This is a genomic window from Xanthomonas sp. NCPPB 1754 (assembly GCF_041475725.2).
In the GTDB taxonomy this organism is placed as follows: domain Bacteria; phylum Pseudomonadota; class Gammaproteobacteria; order Xanthomonadales; family Xanthomonadaceae; genus Xanthomonas; species Xanthomonas euvesicatoria.
Map to the genome: position 1 here is coordinate 3,058,927 of NZ_CM192982.1, position 24,434 is coordinate 3,083,360.

General features: G+C 60.8%; 20 protein-coding genes and 1 tRNA gene. 5 read left to right on the forward strand and 16 right to left on the reverse strand.

Annotated features, from left to right (window positions below; genetic code table 11):
• Positions 1 to 85: 85 nt before the first annotated feature.
• The gene (uvrB, locus tag ACCQ15_RS13415) at positions 86 to 2,107 is read right to left on the reverse strand and encodes an excinuclease ABC subunit UvrB (RefSeq protein WP_014090504.1); all 2,022 of its coding nucleotides are present in this window, start codon (positions 2,105 to 2,107) and stop codon (positions 86 to 88) included.
• A 140-nt stretch (positions 2,108 to 2,247) separates the two neighbouring features.
• Here uvrB and ACCQ15_RS13420 point away from each other — a divergent pair, with 140 nt between their 5' ends.
• Positions 2,248 to 2,790: a GspH/FimT family pseudopilin gene (locus ACCQ15_RS13420; protein ID WP_218555700.1), complete on the forward strand. Its 543-nt coding sequence runs from the start codon at positions 2,248 to 2,250 to the stop codon at positions 2,788 to 2,790.
• 46 nt (positions 2,791 to 2,836) lie between these two features.
• Here ACCQ15_RS13420 and ACCQ15_RS13425 read toward each other — a convergent pair.
• The 12 genes from ACCQ15_RS13425 to grxD all read right to left on the reverse strand — a co-directional run bounded on the left by ACCQ15_RS13425 (position 2,837) and on the right by grxD (position 16,987).
• Positions 2,837 to 2,913: transfer RNA gene (locus ACCQ15_RS13425), tRNA-Asn, on the reverse strand.
• A gap of 60 nt (positions 2,914 to 2,973) precedes the next feature.
• Complete coding sequence (locus ACCQ15_RS13430) at positions 2,974 to 3,381, reverse strand: type IV pilin protein (protein WP_031423294.1); 408 nt, start codon at positions 3,379 to 3,381, stop codon at positions 2,974 to 2,976.
• A gap of 32 nt (positions 3,382 to 3,413) precedes the next feature.
• The gene (locus ACCQ15_RS13435) at positions 3,414 to 7,160 is read right to left on the reverse strand and encodes a pilus assembly protein (RefSeq protein ID WP_122272613.1); all 3,747 of its coding nucleotides are present in this window, start codon (positions 7,158 to 7,160) and stop codon (positions 3,414 to 3,416) included.
• Positions 7,161 to 7,170: 10 nt separating this feature from the next.
• Entirely contained in the window at positions 7,171 to 7,668 is a 498-nt protein-coding gene (locus tag ACCQ15_RS13440; protein ID WP_370486285.1) for a pilus assembly PilX family protein, read from the reverse strand.
• A 32-nt stretch (positions 7,669 to 7,700) separates the two neighbouring features.
• Positions 7,701 to 8,861, reverse strand: coding sequence for a PilW family protein (locus ACCQ15_RS13445; RefSeq protein ID WP_109291402.1), 1,161 nt, complete (start codon positions 8,859 to 8,861; stop codon positions 7,701 to 7,703).
• A gap of 5 nt (positions 8,862 to 8,866) precedes the next feature.
• Positions 8,867 to 9,346, reverse strand: a complete 480-nt coding sequence (gene pilV, locus ACCQ15_RS13450; protein ID WP_011347923.1) for a type IV pilus modification protein PilV — start codon at positions 9,344 to 9,346, stop codon at positions 8,867 to 8,869.
• Positions 9,343 to 9,861 carry a GspH/FimT family pseudopilin gene (locus tag ACCQ15_RS13455; RefSeq protein ID WP_042773913.1) on the reverse strand — a complete coding sequence of 173 codons (519 nt, stop codon included), beginning with the start codon at positions 9,859 to 9,861 and terminating at the stop codon, positions 9,343 to 9,345. The genes pilV and ACCQ15_RS13455 overlap by 4 nt, the downstream gene beginning before the upstream one ends.
• 124 nt (positions 9,862 to 9,985) lie before the next feature.
• Complete coding sequence (gene ppnN / locus ACCQ15_RS13460) at positions 9,986 to 11,371, reverse strand: nucleotide 5'-monophosphate nucleosidase PpnN (RefSeq protein WP_372380666.1); 1,386 nt, start codon at positions 11,369 to 11,371, stop codon at positions 9,986 to 9,988.
• A gap of 106 nt (positions 11,372 to 11,477) precedes the next feature.
• Complete coding sequence (locus tag ACCQ15_RS13465) at positions 11,478 to 14,702, reverse strand: TonB-dependent receptor (RefSeq protein ID WP_372380667.1); 3,225 nt, start codon at positions 14,700 to 14,702, stop codon at positions 11,478 to 11,480.
• 628 nt (positions 14,703 to 15,330) lie between these two features.
• A complete protein-coding gene (locus ACCQ15_RS13470) occupies positions 15,331 to 15,930 on the reverse strand; it encodes a YhgN family NAAT transporter (RefSeq protein WP_003485603.1) in 600 nt (199 codons plus the stop codon).
• Positions 15,927 to 16,670, reverse strand: a complete 744-nt coding sequence (locus ACCQ15_RS13475) for an SDR family NAD(P)-dependent oxidoreductase (RefSeq protein WP_014090515.1) — start codon at positions 16,668 to 16,670, stop codon at positions 15,927 to 15,929. Before ACCQ15_RS13475 ends, ACCQ15_RS13470 begins: the two co-directional genes overlap by 4 nt.
• Complete coding sequence (gene grxD / locus ACCQ15_RS13480; protein WP_003485599.1) at positions 16,667 to 16,987, reverse strand: Grx4 family monothiol glutaredoxin; 321 nt, start codon at positions 16,985 to 16,987, stop codon at positions 16,667 to 16,669. The genes ACCQ15_RS13475 and grxD overlap by 4 nt, the downstream gene beginning before the upstream one ends.
• A 121-nt stretch (positions 16,988 to 17,108) precedes the next feature.
• Between grxD and ACCQ15_RS13485 the strand changes: the two genes are divergently transcribed.
• A complete protein-coding gene (locus ACCQ15_RS13485; protein WP_014090516.1) occupies positions 17,109 to 17,687 on the forward strand; it encodes a superoxide dismutase in 579 nt (192 codons plus the stop codon).
• Positions 17,688 to 17,827: 140 nt separating this feature from the next.
• On the opposite strand, the gene ACCQ15_RS13490 is transcribed toward ACCQ15_RS13485, so the two are convergent.
• Positions 17,828 to 18,973 (reverse strand): 5-(carboxyamino)imidazole ribonucleotide synthase, encoded by a 1,146-nt coding sequence (locus ACCQ15_RS13490; protein WP_014090517.1) that lies wholly within the window; start codon positions 18,971 to 18,973, stop codon positions 17,828 to 17,830.
• Positions 18,970 to 19,473, reverse strand: a complete 504-nt coding sequence (purE, locus tag ACCQ15_RS13495; protein WP_008570985.1) for a 5-(carboxyamino)imidazole ribonucleotide mutase — start codon at positions 19,471 to 19,473, stop codon at positions 18,970 to 18,972. Before purE ends, ACCQ15_RS13490 begins: the two co-directional genes overlap by 4 nt.
• Before the next feature lie 58 nt (positions 19,474 to 19,531).
• On the opposite strand from purE, the gene ACCQ15_RS13500 reads away from it, so the two are divergent.
• The 3 genes from ACCQ15_RS13500 (at position 19,532) to ACCQ15_RS13510 (ending at position 21,801) form a co-directional block, all read left to right on the forward strand.
• Positions 19,532 to 19,801 (forward strand): Trm112 family protein, encoded by a 270-nt coding sequence (locus ACCQ15_RS13500; protein ID WP_008570984.1) that lies wholly within the window; start codon positions 19,532 to 19,534, stop codon positions 19,799 to 19,801.
• On the forward strand, positions 19,798 to 20,685 hold the full coding sequence (nadC, locus tag ACCQ15_RS13505) for a carboxylating nicotinate-nucleotide diphosphorylase (protein WP_065627509.1): 888 nt from the start codon (positions 19,798 to 19,800) through the stop codon (positions 20,683 to 20,685). The genes ACCQ15_RS13500 and nadC overlap by 4 nt, the downstream gene beginning before the upstream one ends.
• A gap of 63 nt (positions 20,686 to 20,748) precedes the next feature.
• Complete coding sequence (locus tag ACCQ15_RS13510) at positions 20,749 to 21,801, forward strand: DUF2272 domain-containing protein (protein WP_218196516.1); 1,053 nt, start codon at positions 20,749 to 20,751, stop codon at positions 21,799 to 21,801.
• Positions 21,802 to 22,214: 413 nt separating this feature from the next.
• Here ACCQ15_RS13510 and pnp read toward each other — a convergent pair whose 3' ends face one another.
• The gene (gene pnp / locus ACCQ15_RS13515; RefSeq protein WP_372380668.1) at positions 22,215 to 24,329 is read right to left on the reverse strand and encodes a polyribonucleotide nucleotidyltransferase; all 2,115 of its coding nucleotides are present in this window, start codon (positions 24,327 to 24,329) and stop codon (positions 22,215 to 22,217) included.
• Between the last annotated feature and the right edge of the window lie 105 nt (positions 24,330 to 24,434).

The following is a 24,434-nucleotide window of genomic DNA, read 5'->3' on the forward strand; positions in this document are numbered from 1 at the left end:
GCATTGCGCTGTGCAGGGCGCGCATTCTAGCGCAGGGTTTTACCGACCACAAGTCCTATCGTGTCTGCAGGGCGAGCCATCCGCCCTATCCCAAGCTGGCAGCCTTCAACTTCTGGATCTGGTCGCGAATCTGGGCTGCGGCCTCGAACTCCAGATCCTTGGCGTGCTGGTACATCTTCTGTTCCAGACTCTTGAGCTTGCCAGCGATTTCCGCAGGCTTCATGGCACGGTAATCGGGCGTCTCCTCAGCAACCTGGCGCGATTTCGAACGGCCCTTGCCCGACTTCTTCTCGGCCGCATCGTCGCGCGCGCCTTCCATGATGTCGGCGATCGGCCGCTCGACGGATTTCGGTGTGATGCCATGTTCCAGGTTGTACTCGACCTGCTTCTCGCGGCGACGATCGGTCTCGTCGATTGCCGCCTGCATCGAGCGCGTTATCTTGTCGGCATACAGAATGGCCTTGCCGCGCAGATTGCGTGCGGCACGGCCAATGGTCTGAATCAGCGATCCGGTCGATCGCAGGAAGCCCTCCTTGTCGGCATCCAGGATGGCCACCAGCGAGACTTCCGGCATGTCCAAACCCTCGCGCAGCAGGTTGATGCCCACGAGCACATCGAACTTGCCCAGGCGCAGGTCGCGGATGATCTCCACGCGCTCGACGGTGTCGATATCCGAGTGCAGGTAGCGCACCCGAATCCCGTGCTCGCCCAGATACTCGGTGAGGTTCTCGGCCATGCGCTTGGTCAACGTGGTCACCAACACGCGATCGCCGAGCTTGATGCGCTCGTGGACCTCGGACATGAGGTCGTCGACCTGCGTACCAACCGGACGGATTTCCACCACCGGGTCGATCAGACCGGTTGGGCGCACCACCAGTTCCGTGACTTCGCCGGCAGACTCGCGCACCTCATAAGGCCCCGGCGTTGCCGAGACATAGATGCTGCGTGGCGAACGCGCCTCCCACTCTTCGAAACGCAAGGGGCGGTTGTCCAAGGCAGACGGCAATCGAAAACCGAACTCCACCAGCGTTTCCTTGCGCGAACGGTCGCCCTTGTACATCGCACCGATCTGCGGAATGGTCACATGCGACTCATCGATGACCAGCAGCGCGTCCGGCGGCAGGTAGTCGAACAGGGTCGGCGGCGGCTCGCCGGGCGCCTTGCCGGTGAGATGACGCGAGTAGTTTTCGATACCGTTGCAAAAACCCACCTCGGCCATCATTTCCAGATCGAATTGCGTGCGCTGCGCCAGACGTTGCGCCTCGACCAGCTTGTTCTGCGCATAGAGCTGTTCCAGGCGTTCTTTCAGCTCTTCCTTGATGGTGTCCACCGCACTCAACGTGCGCTCACGCGTCGTGGCGTAATGGGTCTTCGGGTACACGGTGTAGCGCTGCAACTTGCGCAAGGTTTCGCCAGTGAGTGGATCGAACAACGTCAGCTGCTCGATGTCGCCATCGAACAACTCGATGCGCAAGGCTTCGGTATCCGACTCGGCCGGGAACACATCCAACACCTCGCCGCGCACGCGAAAGGCACCGCGCGTCAGTTCGAACTCGTTGCGGGTGTATTGCAGATCGGTGAGATGGCGGATCAACTGGCGCTGATCGATGTGCTCGCCAACCGACAGGATCAGACGCAGCGATAGATAGTCCTCCGGCGCGCCGAGGCCGTAGATTGCCGACACCGTCGCCACCACCAGCGAATCGCGCCGAGACAGCAAGGTCTTGGTCGCCGACAAGCGCATCTGCTCGATGTGTTCATTGATCGAACTGTCCTTCTCGATGAAGGTGTCCGACGACGGCACATAAGCTTCCGGCTGGTAGTAGTCGTAGTAGCTGACGAAGTACTCGACCGCGTTATGCGGGAAGAACGACTTGAACTCGCCGTAAAGCTGTGCCGCCAACGTCTTGTTCGGCGCCATCACCAGCGTCGGCTTCTGCACCTGCTGGACCACATTGGCAATGGTGTAGGTCTTGCCCGAGCCCGTTACACCCAACAAGGTCTGCTTGGCCAGCCCAGCCTCGAAGTTGGCCACCAACTTGTCGATGGCGGCAGGCTGGTCGCCCGCTGGCGAGTATGGGGATACGAGCTGAAAACGGTCGGTCATGGAGCGGATCTCGGGGGGAGGCTGCACGAATTTACGGAGGCCAGCATCGGTAGAACCCTGACAGCCATGCAAGTGGAGGCAGCGTTACCTGGCAAGCAACCAATGTTGAGACTGCTTGCTCCACTTCAAGGAGACGCGCAATGGATGCAGCAGGCTATTCGAGCGCGAGAGGGTACACCGCAGTCCAGTTGCTCATCGTGATGGCGATCATCGGAATCGGCGCAGCCATCGGCATGCCCAGCTTCAAAAGCCTCATCGAGTGGCAGCGAGCGACCACGCGCGTGCACCTGCTAACTGCGCACCTTGCAATGGCCAGAAGCCTTGCCGTCACCCAAGGCGCGCCTGTCAGCCTTTGCCCCTCCATGGATGGCACACGTTGCCGAACAGATCGCATCTGGAGCCAGGGATGGATTCTCTTTAAGGATCCAGGGCGCGATGGGCAGCCGCCAAACGCTGCATCCGTGGTCCGAGTGGAGCAAGACTCCGCCACCGGCGGCATCGATATCGTCAGCACAGCTGGACGATCAATCGTTCGCTTCCTGCCGAACGGCCGCAGCAGCGGCACGAACATCACCATCAGCCTCTGCAGCAACGCTAGGCGACTCGCTGACGTGGTGGTCAACAACTCCGGAAGAGCACGCACTGTGCGCTACACCAGCCCTACCAGCTGCGCAGCCCGATGACCAGGCAAACAAAAAGCCGCGACACGTCGCGGCTTTTTGAACATCTTGGCGCCCGAAGTTGGACTCGAACCAACGACCCCCTGATTAACAGTCAAGTGCTCTAACCGGCTGAGCTATTCGGGCGGGGTGGGCATTGTAGCAAGATCCTGAGGCAATGCAACACCTCAAGACTTTTTTCATCCGCTACCAGCAATCTGACTTGAGCCCCTTTGAATTGGTCTTACGAGAGGCCTGATCGATACTCAAGGTTCCGCACTTGTCCGCGACCTGAGCAGCGCCCGGCGTTGCTGTGATGACATATCCCGACTGCGTCTGCTGTGACAGGGCAAGACTGTAAGCCGCGGTTCCCCCCTCGCGTGGTGACACCGTCGACGGCAAACTGAAACCAACGTAAGTGTTCTGCACTGTGTGAAATCGCTCCGCTAGCTGGCCATATTCGACCAAATCAACTTTTGCCTGCGCGCGCCTCGACTTCCGCACGTGTTCGGTATAGCTCGGATACGCGATCGCAGACAAGATCGCAACCACGGCAACGACAATCATCAGCTCAATTAGCGTAAACCCACGCATCTGCGCCACAGTGCGAGTCATCGCTCTTGCACGAGAGTGTTCGAATAGCATCGTCACTGAATTTGCCTCCACGACTGTCTTCCGCAGGGATAAGGAACATACATCGGCTGCGCGCCCGCCACACTGATCACCATCCAGCAAGAGCTACCACCGGGTGGCAGAGACCCGCCCGTTTCGGAGGGAGTCAAGCGTGGAATCGCTGAAACACCCACGTCTTTCACGGGTGTCGTCCCCTGCGTGGTCAATGACGTCGCCGCAGTCCCGGAAGCAAAAGCTGCCCCTGAGGGAGAGCCGTTTCTTGCAACATCCAGCGCCGCACCACCTGTGCGGGTGTTCAGCCCAAACAGCCAGTTGCTCCCCTGGGATGCACAGCCCACACTGTTGGGATTGGGGACATAAGTGGGTATGAAAACGATACCCGACGCGACACTAGGATTCCCCACCATACGCTCGCCAGCCGGTAGATCCACATACCACCCCTGCCCGCCTGCCACACTGGAGCCCATAACCAGACTGCGAGATGTACCAGAAGTGGCGATCGAATTGGCCTGAAGGTTCGAACGCGTAATCGTGCTGGTGACGCTCCCCGCAGCGACGTCGTTGATGCCGTACAGGGACTGGATCGCTGTATCGAACGGGTCGTTCTGGAAAGAGAAGCTGCCAGTACCGAAGAACAACGTCACACCACCATTTTCACCGGCACTGGCCACCAGGCCACCCGTGATCGGCTGCCGGTATGTCGCGCCATTCTCCACAGACGTACGACTGGTGAACAGCGGGACCGTAAGCGTAGTCGTGGTGTTGCGCAAATCGAATTTCCAAATAGCTCCCTTTTGATCGGCAGCATAGACAGTATCTGCATAGCCATCACGCACCCTTTCCGACTGGCCCGTGCCGCCCCACCGATCAACAACCACGATATTGCCCAAACCGTTGCTACCGGAGACAGTACTGCCGCTCTCGGCAGCTTCGATCATCGTTACGGTGGGCGTACCCGCCTTGATATCTACAAGAAACAGGACAGCTTTCCCGCTAGCGCTGTTGTAGCCGTTGCCGAAGACCGCCTTCCAGGTCACCGTACCATTCGAACTCAACACCGGCACGATGACTGGCTTGCCGAGCACAAATCCGATATTGGCACGTATCGCAGCGGACAATGAGCTGTCGAGATCGCTGATCTCCCAAAGCCGGCTGGCCGCAGTCACACTGGTAGGCGTCGTAACGTCCATCGCAAAAACGCTTCGGCCGCCAGCGCCAGCAGTGCCGACTAGACTGGTCTTCCATGCGCCGCCGTAGTACGTGTCGGATATGGCCAAGGGCCCATCGACATAGTAGCGATGACCGAATTTCTGATCGCTTTGATTGGCCGGGTCATATGGCAAGAGCAGATTACCCATATGGCCCAGTGCGGTCGACGGGATATATGCGAAACGCTCGACCCCGCCGTTGGAGGCCATAACGCCATCGCCATTCATACCACCGTCAAAGCCATGCAGCATTCCATCATTGGCCCCCACATAGACCATATAGTTACGGCCGGCCTTTTTCGTATTCAAATAGGCCTGATAGGTAGCCCCCGGGTTGCCCGGCAGACTGCCGTAACCATAATCATCCAGTGGAGAACTGATCACAGGAGTCGAGTTGACGATGTCGCCCAGAACGGTCGTTCGGTCACGCAAGCGACCTCCGCTTCGCACTTCTCCAGACGCGTCCCCGCGCAGATAAGCGGTCGCCGTGGCTGCATTCGCCCCAAGAGTTGCAAGATCCAAAGCAGTGCACAAGGACATACCCGGGTAAAGCGCAGTCGACTTGGTGCACAGATCCGACAAAGAGATATTCGTCTCGTTGAACGCTGAAACCACCCCGGCCTTGCTCACCAACACATTACGAGCCGCCGCGGACGGCATGCGCGCACTAGCTTCCCATGCAGCAGTGCTGACCGCCACGCGGGTCTGCGGGTTGACCGAGACAGTGTATCCGGTGAGCCGCCCAAACCAGTCAGTGCCCTCATTTGCAATTTCATAGTTTGGGGCAACCGAGAAGGATCCTACGCCGATACGGGCACCACTTTGAGCCAGCGTACCTGAAGGCGAAGAACCCGCCGTCACCGAGGAAAGTACACGTCGCATTGCTTGAGTGATTTCAGCCGGCGTCCGGGCATTGATGTACTGCCCACGCGTGTTCGTAGCCGCATGCCAGATATCGTCGACAGTACTTCTCTCATCGTTCTCGCGCGGCGGCCAGTTTTGATAAATCGCCGGTGTCGTGTACGCGTCTTGTACAACATCTGGATTGAAAAGATTACCGCGCGCACCTAGCGTGATGCCATAGAAGTTAACATGCAGATTCTTCTGACAATCCAGTCTGACACTTGCATTAGCGGTGTTGCATGAGCTTGGAACGGGCACCAAACCAGATGGCATATCCGCTCGAATGGGAGAACCACCATTGATATTATTATAATACTTGGCAGCAATGTCGCCCATGGTGTTGTCATAGGTGTCGGCAAAAGGAATCCCCATATTCCCGTCGCCGCTCGCGTTACTTACGGATGGGCCATCCTGGTTACTGTATCCATCCGTAAACAGCATGACCGCATTTTTTTGACATGCCAACTGGACAGGAGCTGCACTATCGGTCCGCTGAAACTGGATACCAGCCGCGTTGACTGCCTGCCGATTCGGCGTGCCGCCACTAGCGGGCAAGGCCAGAATCGAATTATACAGGGCCGTTTTCTCGCTTTGCGTACCCATGTTGCGCATGGGCAATTTTTCATTGACCGAGTCGTAACTTGCGTTCTGGTTGATCCTGAAAAAACCAACCCGCATATTATTGACGTTAGCCAACGACCTAGTCATGCCGGCAATGATGGCTCGGTTTCGATTTCCATAGAATGAAAACCAATTTGCAAAGTTCTGAAGGGCATCAGTATTTGCCGCCTTTATTGTGTACTTCCACATATCGCAGCCGGTACCACATACATTGCGTACCCGATCGCGCTGGACCGCATCGTAAGCGGCGGCGCCAGCGAGAAGCGGCCTGGCATCCGTGTCGCTTGTATAAGGCACAAAGAAGGTCGCCGGCCAGAACCTGATCAGTAGCGTCTGCGAACCACCATTCCAGGTTACGTCGGAAGTCGTTACCTGTTCAATTCCGAAGTAGAGATTGCCATTGTTATCCTGGAAACGCTGCCTGTATCCCGTACCGCGAGGTAGCACCATTCCATTCTGAATTCTGAAACTGCTGCTGAAATCATCCCCCATATAGTTGGAAGCAAGCGCCACAGTGGCGCCTGCCTGGAGCGGGTTGATCCGCGTATTGACCAAATCTGCCTGAGGGAAGGGATTCCCATCGTTATTTATCCACGGATCATATTTGACAACAGGATCGTAATAGGTGGGGTTGTAGGCAGAAGAGCGCGCAAACCCAAGACTGTCCAGGGGTGGGACGCCGCGACGGTTTTCGTCGATACGAACGCCGGGCAGGACATGGTTGTAACTACACGTCACGCTCGGCGAATCCTCTGTGTTCAATGCGCCTTGAGCAGAAAAGAAGCTCTGCCTAGCCGTGCTCCAGCATCCTTGACCGTCCTGTCCCGGAAACTGAGTCTGAAATGTCATCGAGCCCGAGTCATCCACCGCCATGATGAACGCGGGAGGCGTCTGCACCTGGTCGTTCATCGGCGCCTGAGCCAGTACGCCCTGTCCCTGCGCAGCAATCAATGTATAGATGAAGAACCCCAATCCGACTGCGCCGGTCAACGCAGAAGCAAGGATTACTTTCTTTTTGTTAGCTGTCATGTGCGTTTCTTCAAAGCTTGAAGACGGTGTCTACTGCGGCTTCGGAACTAGGGTTGTTCTGGTCATCGGCTGCAACACCCGTGATTTGGAAAACAGGAGATGCCGGATCGACGGGCTGGCCCATTCCGATATTTGCTTCGCCTTGAATACATTGATCGATTTGACGAACGTTGACGGCTCGATTGGATGTCTGCGCCTGTGCCCATTGCATCGGATCAAAGCCGTCGTCGCAAACCCGCTTTATGTCACCTGATGCCACCAGGCTGGTAGTATCAGTCGATGAGGTGGTTCTATTGGAAATTTTTTCCACTGAATTTTCGGCATTTCTAACAGTCCCCTCCGCCTCCTCGAAGGCACGATTCACTGCTCGGTAATTGGATGCCATCTTCTCCTGCATGCCGGAGACTTGGATGCCCGCGATACCAATCAATGCCAAGAGCACCAGGATGATCAGAGCGACATAGAGAACGGCACCCGTTTGCCGGCCAGCTCCGATTTTCAAATTCATGCGCGTTTTCAATAGGGGCACCATTGACATTATCAGTTACCGAACAGTCGGTTACGGAGAGCGACTGACAACTCATAGGTGGCCCGATACCGCCCATCGCTAGTCGTAGGTGGAACCACCGTTACTCCGAGCACACCAAGACGATTGGCCTCAATCGGAGCAGCAGCAGCAGCTGGAGTCGGACTACGCACAAGCACTCCAACCTGCACTTGACCGACCCGCCGCCATTGATTGGCAGCTGCTGCGTCAGTTGCTGTTGCAACACTGCTCGCAACCCTCTGCTCCGTAATGTTTCCAACGGGTGGGGTTTGCGTTGCAATGGTTTCGGTGCTGTCCAGTCCATAAAGGAATTGCAGGCTTTCGATGCCCTCTACCAGTTCCTCGCTGGTGTACTGGCCGTTACCTCCTGCTCTGGCACGCCGCAATGCGGGTTCCCCTGTATCTGGATTGTTTGCGACGTAATACACAAGCGATTCGGCGCGATACACCATGGTCTGGCCAGTGGGCTGTACAACATATCGACCGGCAAGGTTTACTCCTGAGGCCACCACTGTTCCAGCAGTGGTCGTGCCTGCAAACACATCGGCGTGCGCGCAGTCCGCGATTCCGAACAGCGTCGGTGCTGCGACGCCATCATCCGTCAACCTCGCCCAGCGGGTAGCGTCCATCGTCAACGTCGTATTAGAGCCCGCCGCCGCAATGCCCGTGGCAGGAACCCCCTCAGCGGAAAGAAACCGTAAGACGATGATGTCGCTCCCAGCCCGCGGCGCCGGGCTCAGGTTCTGGATCGCAGCAGGCAGCCCGGTAATCGAACCTGCGGTTGCCCCAACTGTTACCGTTTGCCCTGGCGAAGTACCTGGCGCCTCGTAACCCTGAATCGACACCGAAAAGTCCAGTGGACTGCCGCTCCCCGTGGTGGCGGAAAGATTGACCCGCGGGTCGCCTTGCCCCTTAACGAACTGCGCCTGATCGTTGACGCATCCAAAATGTCCTGCCATACGGATATCACGCGCCAAATAGTCCAGCGCAAATCGCCCATTTTCTTGGGCACGCGAGGCACCTTCGGATAGCTGAGCCGCAGTACGCGATGCGGAGAAAACCTGGATGACGCCTAACAACAGCACCAGTCCGATCACCATAGCAATCATGAGTTCAATCAGGGACAGACCTGCGTTGCGTCTATACACACTCATCGCTATTAAATCTCCGTCCGCAAAGCAAAACTCGTAACGGCATCCGGATTATCCTTGTCCCAGCGCTGATCACCCCAGCTGATCGAGACTGTCGCAACCCCATTGGCATAGGTGACTGTAGCAGCAGCCTTATCTCCCAATGCTTTCGCGACTTGACACTGCCAGCGCGCGATGTTTTGCGTGATCGCCACCGCCTCGCCGGTGGGATATATACAAGCACCTGCTTGAGTAACAGAACCTGCAGCGAAACTCGCTGCGGTGTATTGGGTCACCAAGTACCGATTTGACCGCATTTGATCAATCAGATCGTATGCAAGATTGGTTGCCTGCGTACGATAATTGGCGCTTTGTACAAAGCGGACATTCATGGTTTGCAGCAGTGCGAACCCAAGTAAACCGAAGGCCAGCACGAGGATCGCGATCAACACTTCGATCAAAGTGAAGCCTCGCGACGACCGTGCACTAGTGTGAGGGACCTTCTTCATACACAAGCCTCTTTTTTGCTACGGATTTGACCGGATGCATTCACGGTCAATGATCTTCTCAGGGGCTGCCCCCCGCACTGATCCGGCTGAAGAGTGACTTTCTGGTCTGCAGCTGCGCGGCGGCGCCCACGCGCATCAAACGCGATCACCGTCCCAGTGGTGGGTCCCTGGACAACAAGCCGAGGATTGCCGGTGGAGTAGCGTAGCACTGCTTCTCCTGAGTCAAAGGTGCCGTTGCCGTTGGAGTCACTCCAGGCCATGACTCCCCCACTCCAGCTACTGTCGCAGCTGGTCCCATTGGAGCTACCACACACGCCTCCACCCTGACCGTTCCGGATGGCCTCGGTCCTGGAGAGATTCAACAAAGCCATTAGCTCGTTATTGGCGGCCGCAGCCCGATTTGATCGCAGGACTCCTTGGAAACTCGGGTAACCAATGGCAGCTACGATCGCGAGCACGGCCACGGTTACCATGAGCTCAATCAGGGTGAACCCACGCGAACGGACAACTAACATTAGACGCTCCCCAGCGTTGGTTTTGACAGCATCGTCAAGCTTCAGGCCTAACGCAATCTACTGCAGACAAACGGTAGGAATGGCCGACAAACGACGCCGGCCTTTCCCAGATCCCCACCAACCTTTAAGTCACCACCCGATAACAAGGCCGATAGTCCCCCGAAATCTTCATCCGGCGCTGCTCAACGAAGCCGCGCAGCAGCGCATCCAGGGCCTGCATGATCTCGGGATCGCCGTGGATTTCGAAGGGGCCGAATTCCTCGATGCGGCGCATGCCGTCTTCCTTGACGTTGCCGGCGACGATGCCGGAGAAGGCGCGGCGCAGGTCGGCGGCCAGGGCCGGCGCCGGGCGGCCGTGGTGCAGGTCCAGCGCGGCCATCGCTTCGTGGCTGGGCTCGAAGGGCTGCTGGTACTCGAGCGGGATGTGCACGGACCAGTTGAAGTAATACGAGTCCTTCTGGTCCTTGCGGTGCGCGCGCACTCCGTGGACCCCTTCGGCCATACGGCGCGCGACGGCGACCGGGTCGCCGACGATGATCTCGTAGCGCGAGGCGGCAGCGTCGCCCAGGGTGAGGCGAATGAAACGGTCGATCTGCTCGAAGTACGGCGCGGCGATGGTCGGGCCGGTGAGGATCAGCGGGAACGGCACGTCCGCGTTTTCTTCGCGTAGCAGGATGCCGAGCAGGTAGAGAATTTCCTCCGCGGTGCCGACACCGCCCGGGAACACCAGGATGCCATGTCCGATGCGGACGAAGGCCTCAAGGCGCTTCTCGATGTCCGGCATGATCACCAGATGGTTGACGATCGGGTTCGGCGATTCGGCGGCGATGATGCCTGGCTCGGTGACGCCGATGTAGCGGGTATTGTGCTTGCGCTGCTTGGCATGCGCGATGGTGGCGCCCTTCATCGGCCCCTTCATGGCGCCCGGGCCGCAGCCGGTGCAGATATCCAGCCCGCGCAAGCCAAGCTCGTAGCCGACCTGCTTGGTGTAAAGGTATTCATCGCGCGAGATGGAATGTCCGCCCCAGCATACGACCAGGTTCGGATCCAAGGGCTGCAGGATGCGCGCATTACGCAGCTGGCCGAACACGGCATTGGTGATGCCTTCGCTGGTGTCGAGATCCGCGCGTTGCGCTTCGAGCTCGATGGCCATGTAAGCGAGGTCGCGGACGACGGCAAACAACAGTTCGGCCACGCCGCGGATGATCTCGCCATCGACGAAAGCCATTGCCGGTGCGTTGATCAGATCGATGCGGATGCCGCGATCCTGCTGATTCACCTGGATGTCGAAATCCGGGTAGAGATCGCGCGCAGCGCGCGGGTCGTCCGATGCGCTTCCGCTGGTCAGCACGGCCAGCGCACAGCGGCGCAACAGCTCATGCATGCCACCGCTGGATGCATCGCGCAACCGGGCCACTTCTGTCTTGGACAACACATCCAGACCACCACGCGGGTAGATCCGCGCATCCACCACCGGCAGCGCCCGTGCTGCCGTACTGCTGAGTTCCATAGCATGCTCCTGTCGTATGCACGGAACTTTAGCGTACTCACCCGCACAAAAGAAAACGGCCGGGAGACCCCGGCCGTTTTTGCAAACATCGACACGCTAGCCGGCTTTAGAACTGGTAGCGGAAGCCCAGCTGCAGCGCCCAGCGGGAGATGCCCTTGTCGTCGTAGACGGTCGCGGCATCCGGCTCATTGAAGCGGTAAACATACTTGCCAGTCGCCGCGTCGATACCGCCGTATTCAGCAACACCCTTGAAGCCCGGGAATGCGTACTCATCGACGCGGCCCCACTTCTTGTTGAGCAGGTTGCCCACGTTCATGACGTCGACCCAGATCTGCGCCTTGTTGCCATCGAAGAAGCCAGGAAGCTCCTGCTCGATGTGTAGATCGAACTGGTTGACCCAGGAATTACGTACCGCATTGCGGCCAGCAACCTGGCCCTTGTGCGTGGACAAGTACTGGTCATTGTTGACGTAGTTCCAGAACGCGTTTTCTTCGGCCGCGTTACGGAACAGCACATCGCCGCGCGCCGCCGGGATGTACAACAGGTCATTGGAGCGACCGTCGCCATTGGCATCGTTGTCGAACGTATAGCTGTAGGGACGACCGCTGCGGCCTTGATACACCAGACCGACCTTCGTTGCAAAATCGCCGAAGAAATTATGCTTCCACTGCAGCGTACCCAGGAAACTGTCCTTGATTTCGTATGCCGAGGTTGCATTGACCTCTTCATTCGCCTGGAAGGTTGCGGTGTTGAGCAGCTGCGACCCCGAAGTGGAACTGGTCAGACCGCTGACTTCCTTCGCGTTCGAGTAGGTGTAAGCCAAGCTCCACGACCAGTCGCTGTCGTTGAACGGCTTGTTCAAGCCGACAGTGAAACTTTGCGAGCCACCCTGATCGGTGGGGCGCGCAATGATGGCATCGTTGAAGCTCATGTTGCGACCAGCACGGATATCGGTACCGCTGTTCACACATGACGAACCAGCCGCCACACCCGTTTCGCGGAGACATGCATTACCCAGGGAATTCCAGTTAGCCGGATTGCGGCCATTGGCATTCCAGTAGATATCACGACCATCCTGGCCAACTGCCGTCGGATTACCGAGATTGAGCTGCTGGTAATAAATCGCTTCCTTGACCTTGGTCACCACACCTTCCATCGAGGCGACGATGCCGTACCACGGCAACTCGGTATCGAAGGCGAGGTTTGCTTTCCAAACGGACGGCTGGCTCAGATCCTTATCAACAAAGTCGACCGACTGCGTGGCGCCCGATGTTCCGCGCGGCTGGTTGTTGATATCCGGCGTGAAGCGGATACCACTGTTGGACGCGTTGTTGAAGTTGTAATCGGTATAAGCCAAACCAGTATTGGAATACGGATTGGACAACCAAACCGACGCGGCAGCACCCTGGAACAGGCCAACGCCGCCACGCAGCTGGGTCGGACGATCTGCATCGAAGGTGTAGTTGAAACCAAAGCGCGGCTGCCACAAGCCGTTGCCGTCAATGGTTTCATCATTGCGAAGACCGAATGCGTTAAACGCAGCCTGGTTGAACTGCGGCGAGTTCTTCACCATCGGCTCGTCATAACGCAGGCCGAAGTTCAGTGTCAGGTTGCTATTGACGGCCCAAGAATCCTGCAAGAACACGCCCAAGTTCCGCATGCCCCACTTCGCAGCGATATTGTCGATACCGGTGGGCGAATACGAGTAACGATACGCGTTCGGCAAATTTGCCTGGTAATTGGCAACCGAGTTGAAGGTGTAGCTACCGAAAACACGCGGACCATATAAGTTGTAGATGTCGTTGTCTTCGTAGTCGAACCCGAACTTGACCGTGTGGTCATTCAAGAACAGCGTGCCGGCGAAGAACGCGTTCCAGGTTTCGGTGCGCAACTCGTTAGCCTGAGTATTGGCTTCAGTACCCAGATTTAAAGTGTTGTTGCCGAAACGCACGGCGATGGCCGGCAACTGCGATGCCGCAGTACGAACTGCCGAGTAATCGCGATAAGACACCTTGGCTTCGGTCGAAAAAGTATCGGTCCAGTCGCTGAACAACTGACCGGTGTAGGTCTCGAGTTCGAAGTCGCGCACATAGTGGTACGAGTTCAACGCCAGCTGATTGTTGCCGAACCCATTGAGATTGGCCGTGCTCTGCTCGGACTTGCCATAGCGGAACGAACCACGATGCTTGTCGCTGATGTTCCAATCCAGCTTGAAGCCCTTCTCTTCTGAATCAGAATCCAATGCCGGCAAGGCCAGGGTCCCAGGGTCGAAGCCATAGACATTGCGCGAGATATCGATCACCTGATCGACCTGCGCCTGGGTAATACCGACTTCATTGCTGGCACCAGAACCGGCTGGACCGTAGCCACTGTTACCGGTAAACACACCCTTACCCTTGTACTTCTCATAGTTGGCGAAGAAGAACAATTTGTCCTTGACGATCGGGCCGCCCAGAGTCAGACCATACGTCGCTTCGTTGTCGAACAGCTGCGGGCGGATGTTGTTCTGATTCTTGCCCGACCAGTCGTTCTCGCGATAAGTGCCGTAGACCGAACCATGGAATTCGTTGGTGCCCGACTTGGTGACGGCATTGATCACGCCACCGGTGCCGCCACTGATCGTCACGTCGTAGTTGGCCACGTCCACCGAGATTTCATCAATGACGTCCATCGAGAACGGCTGGCGCGGGGTCGGCAGGCTGTTGGATTCCAGACCGAAGGCGTCGTTGGTGCTGATGCCGTCGACGCGGATCGCGTTGTAGCGCGGGTTCTGGCCGGCGATGGAGATTTCGTTGCGCGCCTTGTCGGTTTGCGCAACGCGCGGATCCAGACGCACATAGTCCTGCAGGTTACGGTTAATCGACGGCAGCGACTCGATTTCTTCGCGGGTCACGTTGGTGCCGGTACCCATCTTGTTGGCGCTGAAAATGGCCGAGCCGTAATTGCCGGCGATTGCCTGCACAGTGCCCAGCGTCGCCAGATCGCCGCCCAGAGCGGCATCGACCTGATTGACCTTGTCCAGATTCAGATACACGCCTTCGTGGGTGGTGTTGCCAGCGCCCGAAGCGGTAATGGTAATGGTGTACGGCCCGCCCACACGCAAGCCGCGCGCGTTATAGCGTCCGCTGGCATCGGTGGTGGCGCGGCTGACCGTTCCGGACTCCACGTGCGTAATGGTGACTTCGGCGTTCGGGACGGGCTGGCCGCCACTGCCGGTCACCAGGCCGGCGACGCCAGCCGAGGTGCTTTGCGCAAACACAGGAGCGGCGGCGAGCGCGGCGACAAGGCCAAGCGTCAGCTTGGACATGCGGAGATAACGGGGGTGGGTCATTTCGGTAGCCTCGATACAGGTTGGGCAGTGACAAAAAGGCGCAGTCAGCCCAACCGTTCCCGGGGGTGGGCTGCCGATGATCTGGGGTCCCTTGCCGCGCGACTGGTTGCTGCCGCAACGGTTAACAACAGATTAACACGCTAAGCCCTGATTGTGACGACGGCGTGACAAACTTCGCGCGCTACTACATGAACTGCGAAGGTCAAGACGTAATCGCCAGATCGTGCAAGGTCGCAACTTGAGCGAGACGCCTGTCGCGCCTTTGAAGATACGAAGTGGCCAAATTGGGTCAAATCGCCCAAACGCTTGCATTCGGCCATGGCGTGCGTGCTGCACATGGGGTTGCCATCTGTCGATGCGCCCCACCGAATATGACATTCCACCTGCACTCATGCGTCAGTGGCGGATCAACCTCAAGACAGTCGCCAGCGGCCAAGGGCTGCGCCGCCTTTCATCGTCCAGAGCCCATTGCGTCGCACCGCTAGATGTCCGGACGCGACGGCGCGCTGGTTGCCGGCACCATGGACCGTGCGCACGTAACCCACGGCCAGTGCGGGTTGAAACCCCGGGCCATCGACGCGTGTCGACGCACACACGCGGCGCGATCGGCAAGCCGCCCGGAGCTACGCTAGATCGACACCGGCAGCTTGAAGTACGTGCCCAGGCCGTCCAGGAACATCTGTACCGAGATGGCGACCAGCAGCATGCCCATCAGGCGCTCGATGGCCGTCAGGGCGCGGTGGCCGAGCAGTTTGTACAGCAGCGGCGCGGCGGCCAGGATCGACGAGGCGCCGATCCAGGCGATCATCAGCGCAAGGCTCCAGTCCCACAGCCGCGTCGGCTCGTTGCTGCCCATGAGCATCACCGCGGCCATGCCGGACGGGCCGGCCACCAGCGGGATGGCCAGCGGCACGATGAAGGGTTCGCCGTCGGGAATTTCGCCCATCAGGCCTTCGGGCCGCGGGAAGATCATGCGGATGCCGATCACAAACAGCACGATGCCGCCGGCAATGGCCACCGATTCCTGGCGCAGGTGCATCAGCTCCAGCGCGTACTTGCCGCCCCACAGGAACGCCATCAACACGCACAGCGCGATCAGCAGTTCACGCGCAAGCACGAAACGCTGGCGCTTGGGCGGCAGCGGCTTGAGCACGCTGAGGAACACTGGAATGTTGCCCAGCGGGTCGAGAATCAGAAACAGCAGCAGCGCCGCAGAAAGAATGGTCATACCTGCGGACTCCAGATCGCACCGCGATGCGTCACCCCTGCGGCTGACAGCATGCTGACGCATGCAGGTGCGTAACGTGCGGCATCGACCGCGTCGTTGTCTTCGTGATGGGTGAAAGCGCGTGCGCGCAATGCGGTGCGCATCGGGCCGGGCTGCAGGCCGCCGACGCGGACCGGGCCGGCGGCGGTTTCATGATGCAAGGTGGCGATCAAGCCGCGCTGCGCATGTTGGGCGGCGCCATACGCCCCCCAATAGGCCTGACCTACGCGCGCGGGGTCGTCCACAACGAAGACAGCTGCCGCATCGTCCTGCTGCCGCAACAGCGGCAGGCATGCCTGGGTCAGCCAGGCGCGCGCGGTCAGGTTGACATGCAGGCTGCGTGCGAAATCTGCGGGTGAGACGAGTTCGGTTGGCGTCAGGCCGGAAAAGTCGGCAGCGCACTGCAGCAGACCATGCAGGCCACCAAGCTCGGTCTGCACCCGTTGCGCAAGCGCGGCGTAGTCGTCCGGGGTGGCGCCGGCCAGATCCAGCGGATACAACAGCGGCTCGGCACCCAGCGCTGCAACCGCGTCGTAGACGCGCTCCAGCGGGCGCACCTTGCGACCAAGCAGCACTACCGTGGCGCCTGCAGCCGCGCATGCCTGCGCCGCGGCGGCGCCCAGGCCACCGGCGGCGCCGGTGATCAGCACGACGCGCCCCGACAAGGCAGCCGACTGCGGCTGGGCCTGCACCGAACTCACGGCTGGTACGCCTCGCTGACGATGCGCTTGAGCTCGCCGGCTTCGAACAGTTCCAGCGTGATGTCGCAGCCGCCGATCAGCTCGCCATGGATGAACAGCTGCGGAAACGTGGGCCAGTTGGAGTAGCGCGGCAGATTGGCGCGCACTTCAGGCTCTTCCAACACGTTGACCGTACGCAGTTGGTCGGCACCGGCGGCCACCAGGGCCTGCACGGCGCGACTGGAAAACTCGCACATCGGAAATTGCGGGGTGCCTTTCATGAACAGCACGATCGGGTGTTGTTCGACTTCGGCCTGGATCCGTTCCATCACCGGCATTGGACTCTCCTGACTGGGAGCGGCAGGCCCGACCGCCGGGTCGGATAGACTTCCGCAAAGGCGCGCATTGTAAGCCTTCAGCGCGACCTGTCGCCGCACTCCCTTCGCTGCCACTGCCATCATGCCGATCGAACACGTTGCACTGCCCTATTCCCGCGCCGCCCTGGAACCGCATCTGTCGTCTGCGACGCTGGAGGCGCATCACGGCGTCTGTCACCGCAGCGAGGTCGAACAGCTCAACACACGCCTGGAAGGCAGCGAGTTTGCCGAGCTGACGCTGGAAGACATCATCACGCAGGCGCAGGGCACGTTGTTTCACCTGGCCGCGCAGGTGTGGAACCACAATTTCTATTGGCAGTGCCTGCGTCCGCGCGCTGGCGGGGAGCCGCTTGGGCGGCTGGGCGACGGCATCGCCAAATCGTTCGGCGACTTCGTGCATTTCAAGCAGGAGTTCAATCGCGTGGCCCTGAGCACGTTCGGCTCGGGCTGGGTGTGGCTGGTGCAGCGCCCGGACGGCGCGCTGGCAGTAGTCGCCACACCCAATGCCTCCACCCCGCTCACCGGGCCAGACATTCCGTTGCTCGCCTGCGATATCTGGGAGCACGCGTATTACCTGGACTACCAGCAGGATCGTGCGCGCTATCTGGAGGCTTTCTGGAAGCTGGTCAATTGGGATTTCGTCGCAAGCCGGCTGGGCTGACCTGGCCGCTCAATTTCCAGCCGCAGATGCGGACCGGCTCATCTGCTGACACATCGCAGAACGGGTCCGCGTCCGCGTCCGACGCGCCCGCGCAAACGGGCGTGTCGTCGCGCGTGATCGCAACCGAAACGCTGCGCGCCTCACCCTTCGTTCAAACGCGCAACCACCGGCCGAACTTGCGCATCGCGCTGCAGCGCCGCGCCAGCATCGCTCACCGCCAGCGCGAGCGCCTGCGCTGTCTCCGCGCGCAGCGTTGCGTGCCCCACCTTGCGTCCATCGCGCGCTTGCTTGCCGTAGTCGTGCCAATGCCCACCGGGCACCGCCAGAAACGCCCTGGCCTCTGGCATCTCGCCCAGCCAGTTGAGCATGCAGGCGTGGCCGCGCATCGCAGTACTGCCCAGTGGCAAGCCAAGGACGGCCCGCACATGATTTTCGAATTGCGAGGTCTCGGCACCTTCGATGGTCCAGTGCCCCGAGTTATGCACGCGCGGCGCCATTTCGTTGGCAAGCAACTCGCCGTCGCGCACGAACAGTTCCAGCGCAAATACGCCGACATAGTCGAGCTTTTCCGCCACGGCACGCGCGTGCGATTCGGCCGAGGCTTGAAGGGCCGCCTCCACGCTCGCCGGTGCCAGGCTGGCCGACAGCACACCGTCCACATGCCAGTTTTCGGTCAACGGCCAAGCGCGGAATTCGCCATCGCGGCCGCGTACTGCAACCACGCTGACCTCGCGCTGGAACGGCACGAACGCTTCCACGATCAACCCGACGTGCGCCGCCTGGGCGCCAAGCGCGTCCCACGCTGCATCGGCATCGGCGAGCGTCTTGATCCGGAACTGGCCCTTGCCGTCGTAGCCGAAGCGGCGCGTCTTCAGCACGCAGGGCGTACCGATCCGCGCGAGCGCTGCGTCCAGGCCGGCGCGGTCGTCGATCGCGGCAAACTCGGGCACCGGAATGCCGAGTTCGCGGAACAAGGTTTTTTCGCTGAGCCTGTCCTGCGCAACCGCAAGCGCCGCCGGACTCGGAAACACCGGCACCTGGGCGGCAAGTTGCTGCGCGCTGGCGGCCGGCACGTTTTCGAAATCGAAGGTGATCACGTCCACCTGCCCGGCGAATGCGGCAAGGGTCGCCACGTCATCGAACGCGCCAACCTGCAGCGGTGCCACCTGGCCTGCGCAGGCATCGGCTGCCGGATCGAAGACCGCAAAGCGTATGCCGAGCGGCGCACCGGCCAGTACCAGCATGCGCGCCAGCTGACCGCCACCGAGAATGCCGACCGTGCTCATTGGCGCGGGTCGTCGCTGGCCATGACATCGTCGGTCTGCTTGGCGCGGAACTGCGCCAGCGCCTGACCGACCTGCGCCTGCTCGGGCGCCAGCATGGCCGCCGCAAACAACGCCGCATTGGCCGCGCCCGCATTGCCGATGGCGAAGGTGGCCACCGGAATGCCTGCAGGCATCTGTACGATCGACAGCAGCGAATCCATGCCGTTCAGCGCCTTGGACTGCACCGGCACGCCGAGCACCGGCACTGCGGTCTTGGCGGCCAGCATGCCCGGCAGGTGCGCCGCGCCGCCGGCGCCGGCAATGATCGCGCGCAGTCCGCGTGCGCCCGCCTGCTCGGCGTAGGTGAACAAGACGTCTGGGGTGCGGTGCGCCGAGACCACCTTGACTTCGTACGGCACGCCCAGCGCGTCGAGCTTCTGAGCTGCATGTTGCATGGTCTCCCAATCCGAACGGGAACCCATCACGATGCCGACCAGCGGCGCGGAGTGGTTGGAGGTCATGGCCCTGCCCTGCGGTAAAGACGTATTCTAGCCAATCTCCACGCAAGACAAGACTTCGATGGATCGCAAATTGCTCGACCTGCTGTGCTCGCCCGACACCCGCCAGCCGCTTTCGCTGCTCGACGGCAAAGGCCTGGAAGCACTCAATGCCGCCATCGCAGGCGGAACCCTGCAGCGCGCCGACGGCGCCGCACAAACCCAGCCGCTGCGTGAAGCGCTGATCACCCGCGACCGCAAGCAGATCTTCCGCGTCGACGACGGCATTCCGGTGCTGCTGGCCGAAGAAGCCATCGCCACCGCACAAATCGCCGACTTCCCCGAGAAGTGAGCCTGTCTCAGCACACCAACGTGCCGGCCGCGCCGCCCGCCGAATCGATCGACGCCGACGTAGCGCGTGCTTTGGCCGAAGACATCGGCAGCGGCGACGTCACCGCCGCACTGCTACCCGACCAAGCCGACAGCGCCTACCTGCTGTGCAAGCAGGACGCGGTCATCGCCGGCCGCCCCTGGTTCGATGCCACCCACCGCGCGCTCGACCCGCAGGTACGCATCGACTGGCACGTGCACGAAGGCCAGCACGTCGGCGCCGGCACGGTGCTCGCGCTGTTGCAGGGGCGCAGCCGTAGCCTGGTCAGTGCCGAACGCACCTCGCTCAATTTCATGCAGACACTGTCTGCCACGGCGACCACCACCGCGGCGTATGTGGCTGCGGTGGCCGGGACGCGCGCGCGCATCCTGGACACGCGCAAGACGCTGCCGGGCCTGCGCGCCGCGCAGAAATACGCCGTGCGCTGCGGCGGTGGCGACAATCACCGCATCGGCCTGTTCGACACGGTGTTGCTCAAGGAGAACCACATCCGCGCCGCCGGTTCGCTGAGCGCGGCCGTGCATGCCGCGCGCGCGCAGCAACCGCAGCTGCCGCTGGTGGTGGAAGTGGAAACGCTGGAGCAACTGCACGAAGCACTGCAGGTTGGCTGCACGCGCATCCTGATCGACGACTTCGACCAGGCCATGCGCCGAGAAGCGGTGCGTCTCGTTGCTGCGCTACCGCCGGAACGACGCATTCCGCTGGAAGTCTCCGGCAGCGTGGATCTGGCCGGCATTCGCGCAATTGCCGAAGACGGGGTGGACTGCATCTCGATTGGCGGACTCACCAAGCATGTGCAGGCAGTGGATCTGTCGCTCAAACTCGGCCCACCGCCAGCGCGCTGATTTCACGCGTGCGCGCAGCCGGCTCTGGCAGCCTGCTGCGATTGTTTCCGTGCAGGACCTGTAATGACCGTCAAACCTTGGCCGTGGATCTGCTTCTTGCTGGCAGGTATCGGAAGTAGCGCTGCGGCTGCGGAGGTGTGCGATATCCCGCCACGGTTCGGAACGAGTCCCGCCGCGATCGCCATCGTGCGCAGCGCCTGCAATGAGCATCGGTTGTGGCAACGCCCGTTTATCGATGCCAAGGGACGCTTGGCCAGCCTGGGCGTCACCGAAGCCGAATCGGGCTATCTCGCCGATCACGGCGTGGTCGCCTGGCAACGCGTTGCAGGCTACTGGCGCGACAGTGGCACGCTTGCGTCGATGGGCGGACGCCCCGGCGCATCGAGCTGCGCGGCACTGGATGGTACGCGCTACACCGCCAGCGACTGCCGCGCATTTCTGATCGACAACCCATGGTCGGCCGCTTTCATCTCCTGGGTGATGACGCAGTCGGGGCTGAGCGGTTTTCATCGCTCCGCGCGCCATCTGGATTACATCCGCAGCGCCTACAACGACGGCACTACCGGACCGTACCGGTTCACCGATCCAGCGGTCGAGAAGCCGGCGCCCGGCGATCTGCTGTGCCTGCTGCGCGGCCGCAGCACCGCGTTGGGCTATGCCGGCCTGAAGGCCGCGCTGGGCGGCAGCGCACCGATGCCATGGCAGTCGCATTGCGATGTGGTGGTGGCCGCCAACGTCGGCGGCGATCGCACGCTGTATCTGATCGGCGGCAACGTATTCAACACGGTGATGATGCGCAAGATGCCGCTGGATCGCGCCGGCCGCGTGGTGTGGCCAACACCGCAATCGGACAGCAGCCAGGACCAGAACGAAGACAGCCTGGGCATCGCCAGCGAATGCACGCCGGCGCACGAAGACCTGTGCGACTTCAATCGCCGCGACTGGGCTGCGCTGTTGAAGCTGCGTCCTGATGCGGCGATGGTTGCGCCGCCAGCCACTGCGCCGCTGCCGACACCCGACACCGCACCCACAGAACAAACGATGCCGCCGGGCTTCCCACGCGTCGTGCCGCCGCGTCCGCAAACGCAGCAAGCGCCGACGGAGCAGCAAGGATAGATCGAAGCAGTAACGCCGGGCGTACCCTCATCGGTCCCTGCGGGGCACCTTCTCCCGATGGAAGAAGGATTCAAAGCCCCTCTCCCGCGGGAGAGGGCTTGAGGTGAGGGTACGGTGCGAAGCCCTTGCTCGCCTTCACCCCATTCAGCGTTGCACGCCCCCGTCCAGCGCTGAGCGCCACCTTCTCCCGAGATGAGAAGGAATCCAAGCCCCTCTCCTGCAGGAGAGGGGTTGGGGTGAGGGTACGGGCAAGCCACTTACGTTCCGAATATCACGAGGCCTTGCACGTACCTCATCCGCCCCCTTTTGGGCACCTTCTCCCAGAGCGAGAAGGGGTCAAGTGCACAACAAAAAAGCGGGCCGAAGCCCGCTCTTTTGTCATGCATCACGCGTGATGCATCAGCACGCTGCGATTACTCGGCCGACGCCTGCACGCCTTCGCCTTCTTCCACTGCCTTGATCGACAGACGGATGCGGCCCTGCTTGTCCACTTCCAGCACCTTGACGCGGACCAGATCGCCTTCCTTCAACTTGTCGCCGACCTTCTCCACGCGCTCGCTGGAAATCTGCGACACGTGCACCAGGCCGTCCTTGCCCGGCAGGATGGTGACGAACGCACCGAAGTCCATGATCTTGGCGACCTTGCCTTCGTAGATGCGGCCCGGCTCCACGTCCGAGGTGATCTGCTCGATGCGCGACTTCGCAGCCTGCGCGGCAATGGCATTGACCGAGGCGATGATGATCGTGCCATCGTCCTGGATGTCGATCTGCGTACCGGTTTCCTTGGTGATGGCCTGGATGGTCGAGCCACCCTTGCCGATCACTTCGCGGATCTTGTCCGGGTGGATCTTGATGGTCAGCAGGCGCGGCGCGTAGTCGCTCAATTCCTGACGCGGGGTGGTCAGCGCATGCGCCATCTCGCCCAGGATGTGCAGGCGGCCAGCCTTGGCCTGCTGCAAGGCCTGCTTCATGATCTCTTCGGTGATGCCTTCGATCTTGATGTCCATCTGCAGCGCGGACACGCCTCCGGCAGTACCGGCCACCTTGAAGTCCATGTCGCCGAGGTGATCTTCGTCACCCAGGATGTCGGAGAGCACGACGAAGTCGTTGCCTTCCTTGACCAGACCCATTGCGATACCCGCGACCGGCGCCTTGATCGGCACGCCGGCATCCATCAGCGCCAGCGAGCTGCCGCAGACCGATGCCATCGAGGACGAACCGTTGGACTCGGTGATTTCCGAGACCACGCGAATGGTGTACGGGAATTCTTCCAGGGTCGGCATCACAGCCAGCACGCCACGCTTGGCCAGGCGGCCGTGGCCGATTTCACGACGCTTCGGCGCACCGAAACGACCGCACTCGCCCACCGAGTACGGAGGGAAGTTGTAATGGAACAGGAAGTTTTCCTTGTACTCGCCCGACACTGCGTCGATGACCTGACCGTCGCGCGCGGTGCCCAGGGTGGTGATCACGATCGCCTGCGTCTCGCCGCGGGTAAACAGCGCCGAGCCATGGGTACGCGGCAACACGCCGGCCTTGGCGCTGATCGGACGCACGGTGTCCAGTGCACGGCCGTCGATACGCACCTTGCTGCTCAACACCGAACCACGCATGGTCTGGTATTCCAGCTCGCCGAATTCCTTGGCCAGATCGCCGGCAGCCCAGCCTTCGATGGTGGCGCGCGGCGCCAGTGCGCCCAGCACGTCCTTCTTGATCGCCGAAATCGCATCGCGGCGCTGCAGCTTGTCGCGCACCTGGAATGCCGACGCGAGCTGGTCGCCCACCGCTTCCTTCAGTGCGGCGATCATGCCCTCGTTCTTTGCCGGGGCCACCCAGTCGGACGGCTTGGTGCCGGCTTCGACGGTCAGCTCGTTGATGACGTTGATGACCTTCTGCATCTCGCGATGACCGAACGTCACTGCGCCCAGCATCACTTCTTCGGACAGCAGCTCGGCTTCGGACTCGACCATCAGCACCGCATTGGCGGTACCGGCCACGACCAGCTCCAGCTGCGAATCCTTCAGCTCGGTCACGGTCGGGTTGAGGATGTATTCACCGTTCTTGTAGCCGACCTTGGCAGCGCCGATCGGGCCCTTGAAGGGGGTGCCGGCCAGCGACAGTGCAGCCGAGGCGCCGATCAGCGCGGCGATGTCGCCGTCGATGTCCGGGTTCATCGACATCACGGTGGCGATGATCTGCACTTCGTTCTTGTAGTCCTCCGGGAACAGCGGACGGATCGGACGATCGATCAGGCGCGAGATCAACGTTTCCTTCTCGGTCGCGCGTCCTTCGCGCTTGAAGAAGCCGCCCGGGATGCGGCCGCCAGCGTAGAACTTCTCCTGATAATCGACCGTCAGAGGAAAGAAGTCCTGCCCTTCGCGCGCGCTCTTGGCGGCGACGGCGGTGACCAGCAGTACGGTGTCGTCGAACTTGACGATCACGGCGCCGCCTGCCTGGCGAGCGATTTCGCCCGTCTCAAGAGTGACGGTGTGCTTGCCGTACTGGAAGGTTTTGGTGATTTTTGCCACGGAGGTTTTTTCCCTTAGGTATTGCTGTCTGCGTTGGACCGTCGTCGACCCATGCCGAGAACGGGCGGCCGGGAGGCTCCGGCCCAAGAGTGCGTATTGCTTAAG

Excerpts from the sequence above, each read along its gene's own strand:
- grxD (WP_003485599.1), bottom strand. The coding sequence starts at position 16,987 with ATGCCGGTGATGGAACGGATCCAGGCCGAAGTCGAACAACACCCGATC.
- ACCQ15_RS13485 (WP_014090516.1), top strand. The coding sequence starts at position 17,109 with ATGCCGATCGAACACGTTGCACTGCCCTATTCCCGCGCCGCCCTGGAA.
- ppnN (WP_372380666.1), bottom strand. The coding sequence starts at position 11,371 with ATGGAACTCAGCAGTACGGCAGCACGGGCGCTGCCGGTGGTGGATGCG.
- ACCQ15_RS13420 (WP_218555700.1), top strand. The coding sequence starts at position 2,248 with ATGGATGCAGCAGGCTATTCGAGCGCGAGAGGGTACACCGCAGTCCAG.
- uvrB (WP_014090504.1), bottom strand. The coding sequence starts at position 2,107 with ATGACCGACCGTTTTCAGCTCGTATCCCCATACTCGCCAGCGGGCGAC.
- pilV (WP_011347923.1), bottom strand. The coding sequence starts at position 9,346 with ATGAAGAAGGTCCCTCACACTAGTGCACGGTCGTCGCGAGGCTTCACT.
- ACCQ15_RS13470 (WP_003485603.1), bottom strand. The coding sequence starts at position 15,930 with ATGACCATTCTTTCTGCGGCGCTGCTGCTGTTTCTGATTCTCGACCCG.
- ACCQ15_RS13455 (WP_042773913.1), bottom strand. The coding sequence starts at position 9,861 with ATGTTAGTTGTCCGTTCGCGTGGGTTCACCCTGATTGAGCTCATGGTA.
- purE (WP_008570985.1), bottom strand. The coding sequence starts at position 19,473 with ATGACCTCCAACCACTCCGCGCCGCTGGTCGGCATCGTGATGGGTTCC.
- ACCQ15_RS13435 (WP_122272613.1), bottom strand. The coding sequence starts at position 7,160 with ATGACAGCTAACAAAAAGAAAGTAATCCTTGCTTCTGCGTTGACCGGC.
- ACCQ15_RS13465 (WP_372380667.1), bottom strand. The coding sequence starts at position 14,702 with ATGACCCACCCCCGTTATCTCCGCATGTCCAAGCTGACGCTTGGCCTT.
- ACCQ15_RS13430 (WP_031423294.1), bottom strand. The coding sequence starts at position 3,381 with ATGACTCGCACTGTGGCGCAGATGCGTGGGTTTACGCTAATTGAGCTG.
- ACCQ15_RS13440 (WP_370486285.1), bottom strand. The coding sequence starts at position 7,668 with ATGAATTTGAAAATCGGAGCTGGCCGGCAAACGGGTGCCGTTCTCTAT.
- ACCQ15_RS13510 (WP_218196516.1), top strand. The coding sequence starts at position 20,749 with ATGACCGTCAAACCTTGGCCGTGGATCTGCTTCTTGCTGGCAGGTATC.
- ACCQ15_RS13445 (WP_109291402.1), bottom strand. The coding sequence starts at position 8,861 with ATGAGTGTGTATAGACGCAACGCAGGTCTGTCCCTGATTGAACTCATG.
- ACCQ15_RS13500 (WP_008570984.1), top strand. The coding sequence starts at position 19,532 with ATGGATCGCAAATTGCTCGACCTGCTGTGCTCGCCCGACACCCGCCAG.
- ACCQ15_RS13490 (WP_014090517.1), bottom strand. The coding sequence starts at position 18,973 with ATGAGCACGGTCGGCATTCTCGGTGGCGGTCAGCTGGCGCGCATGCTG.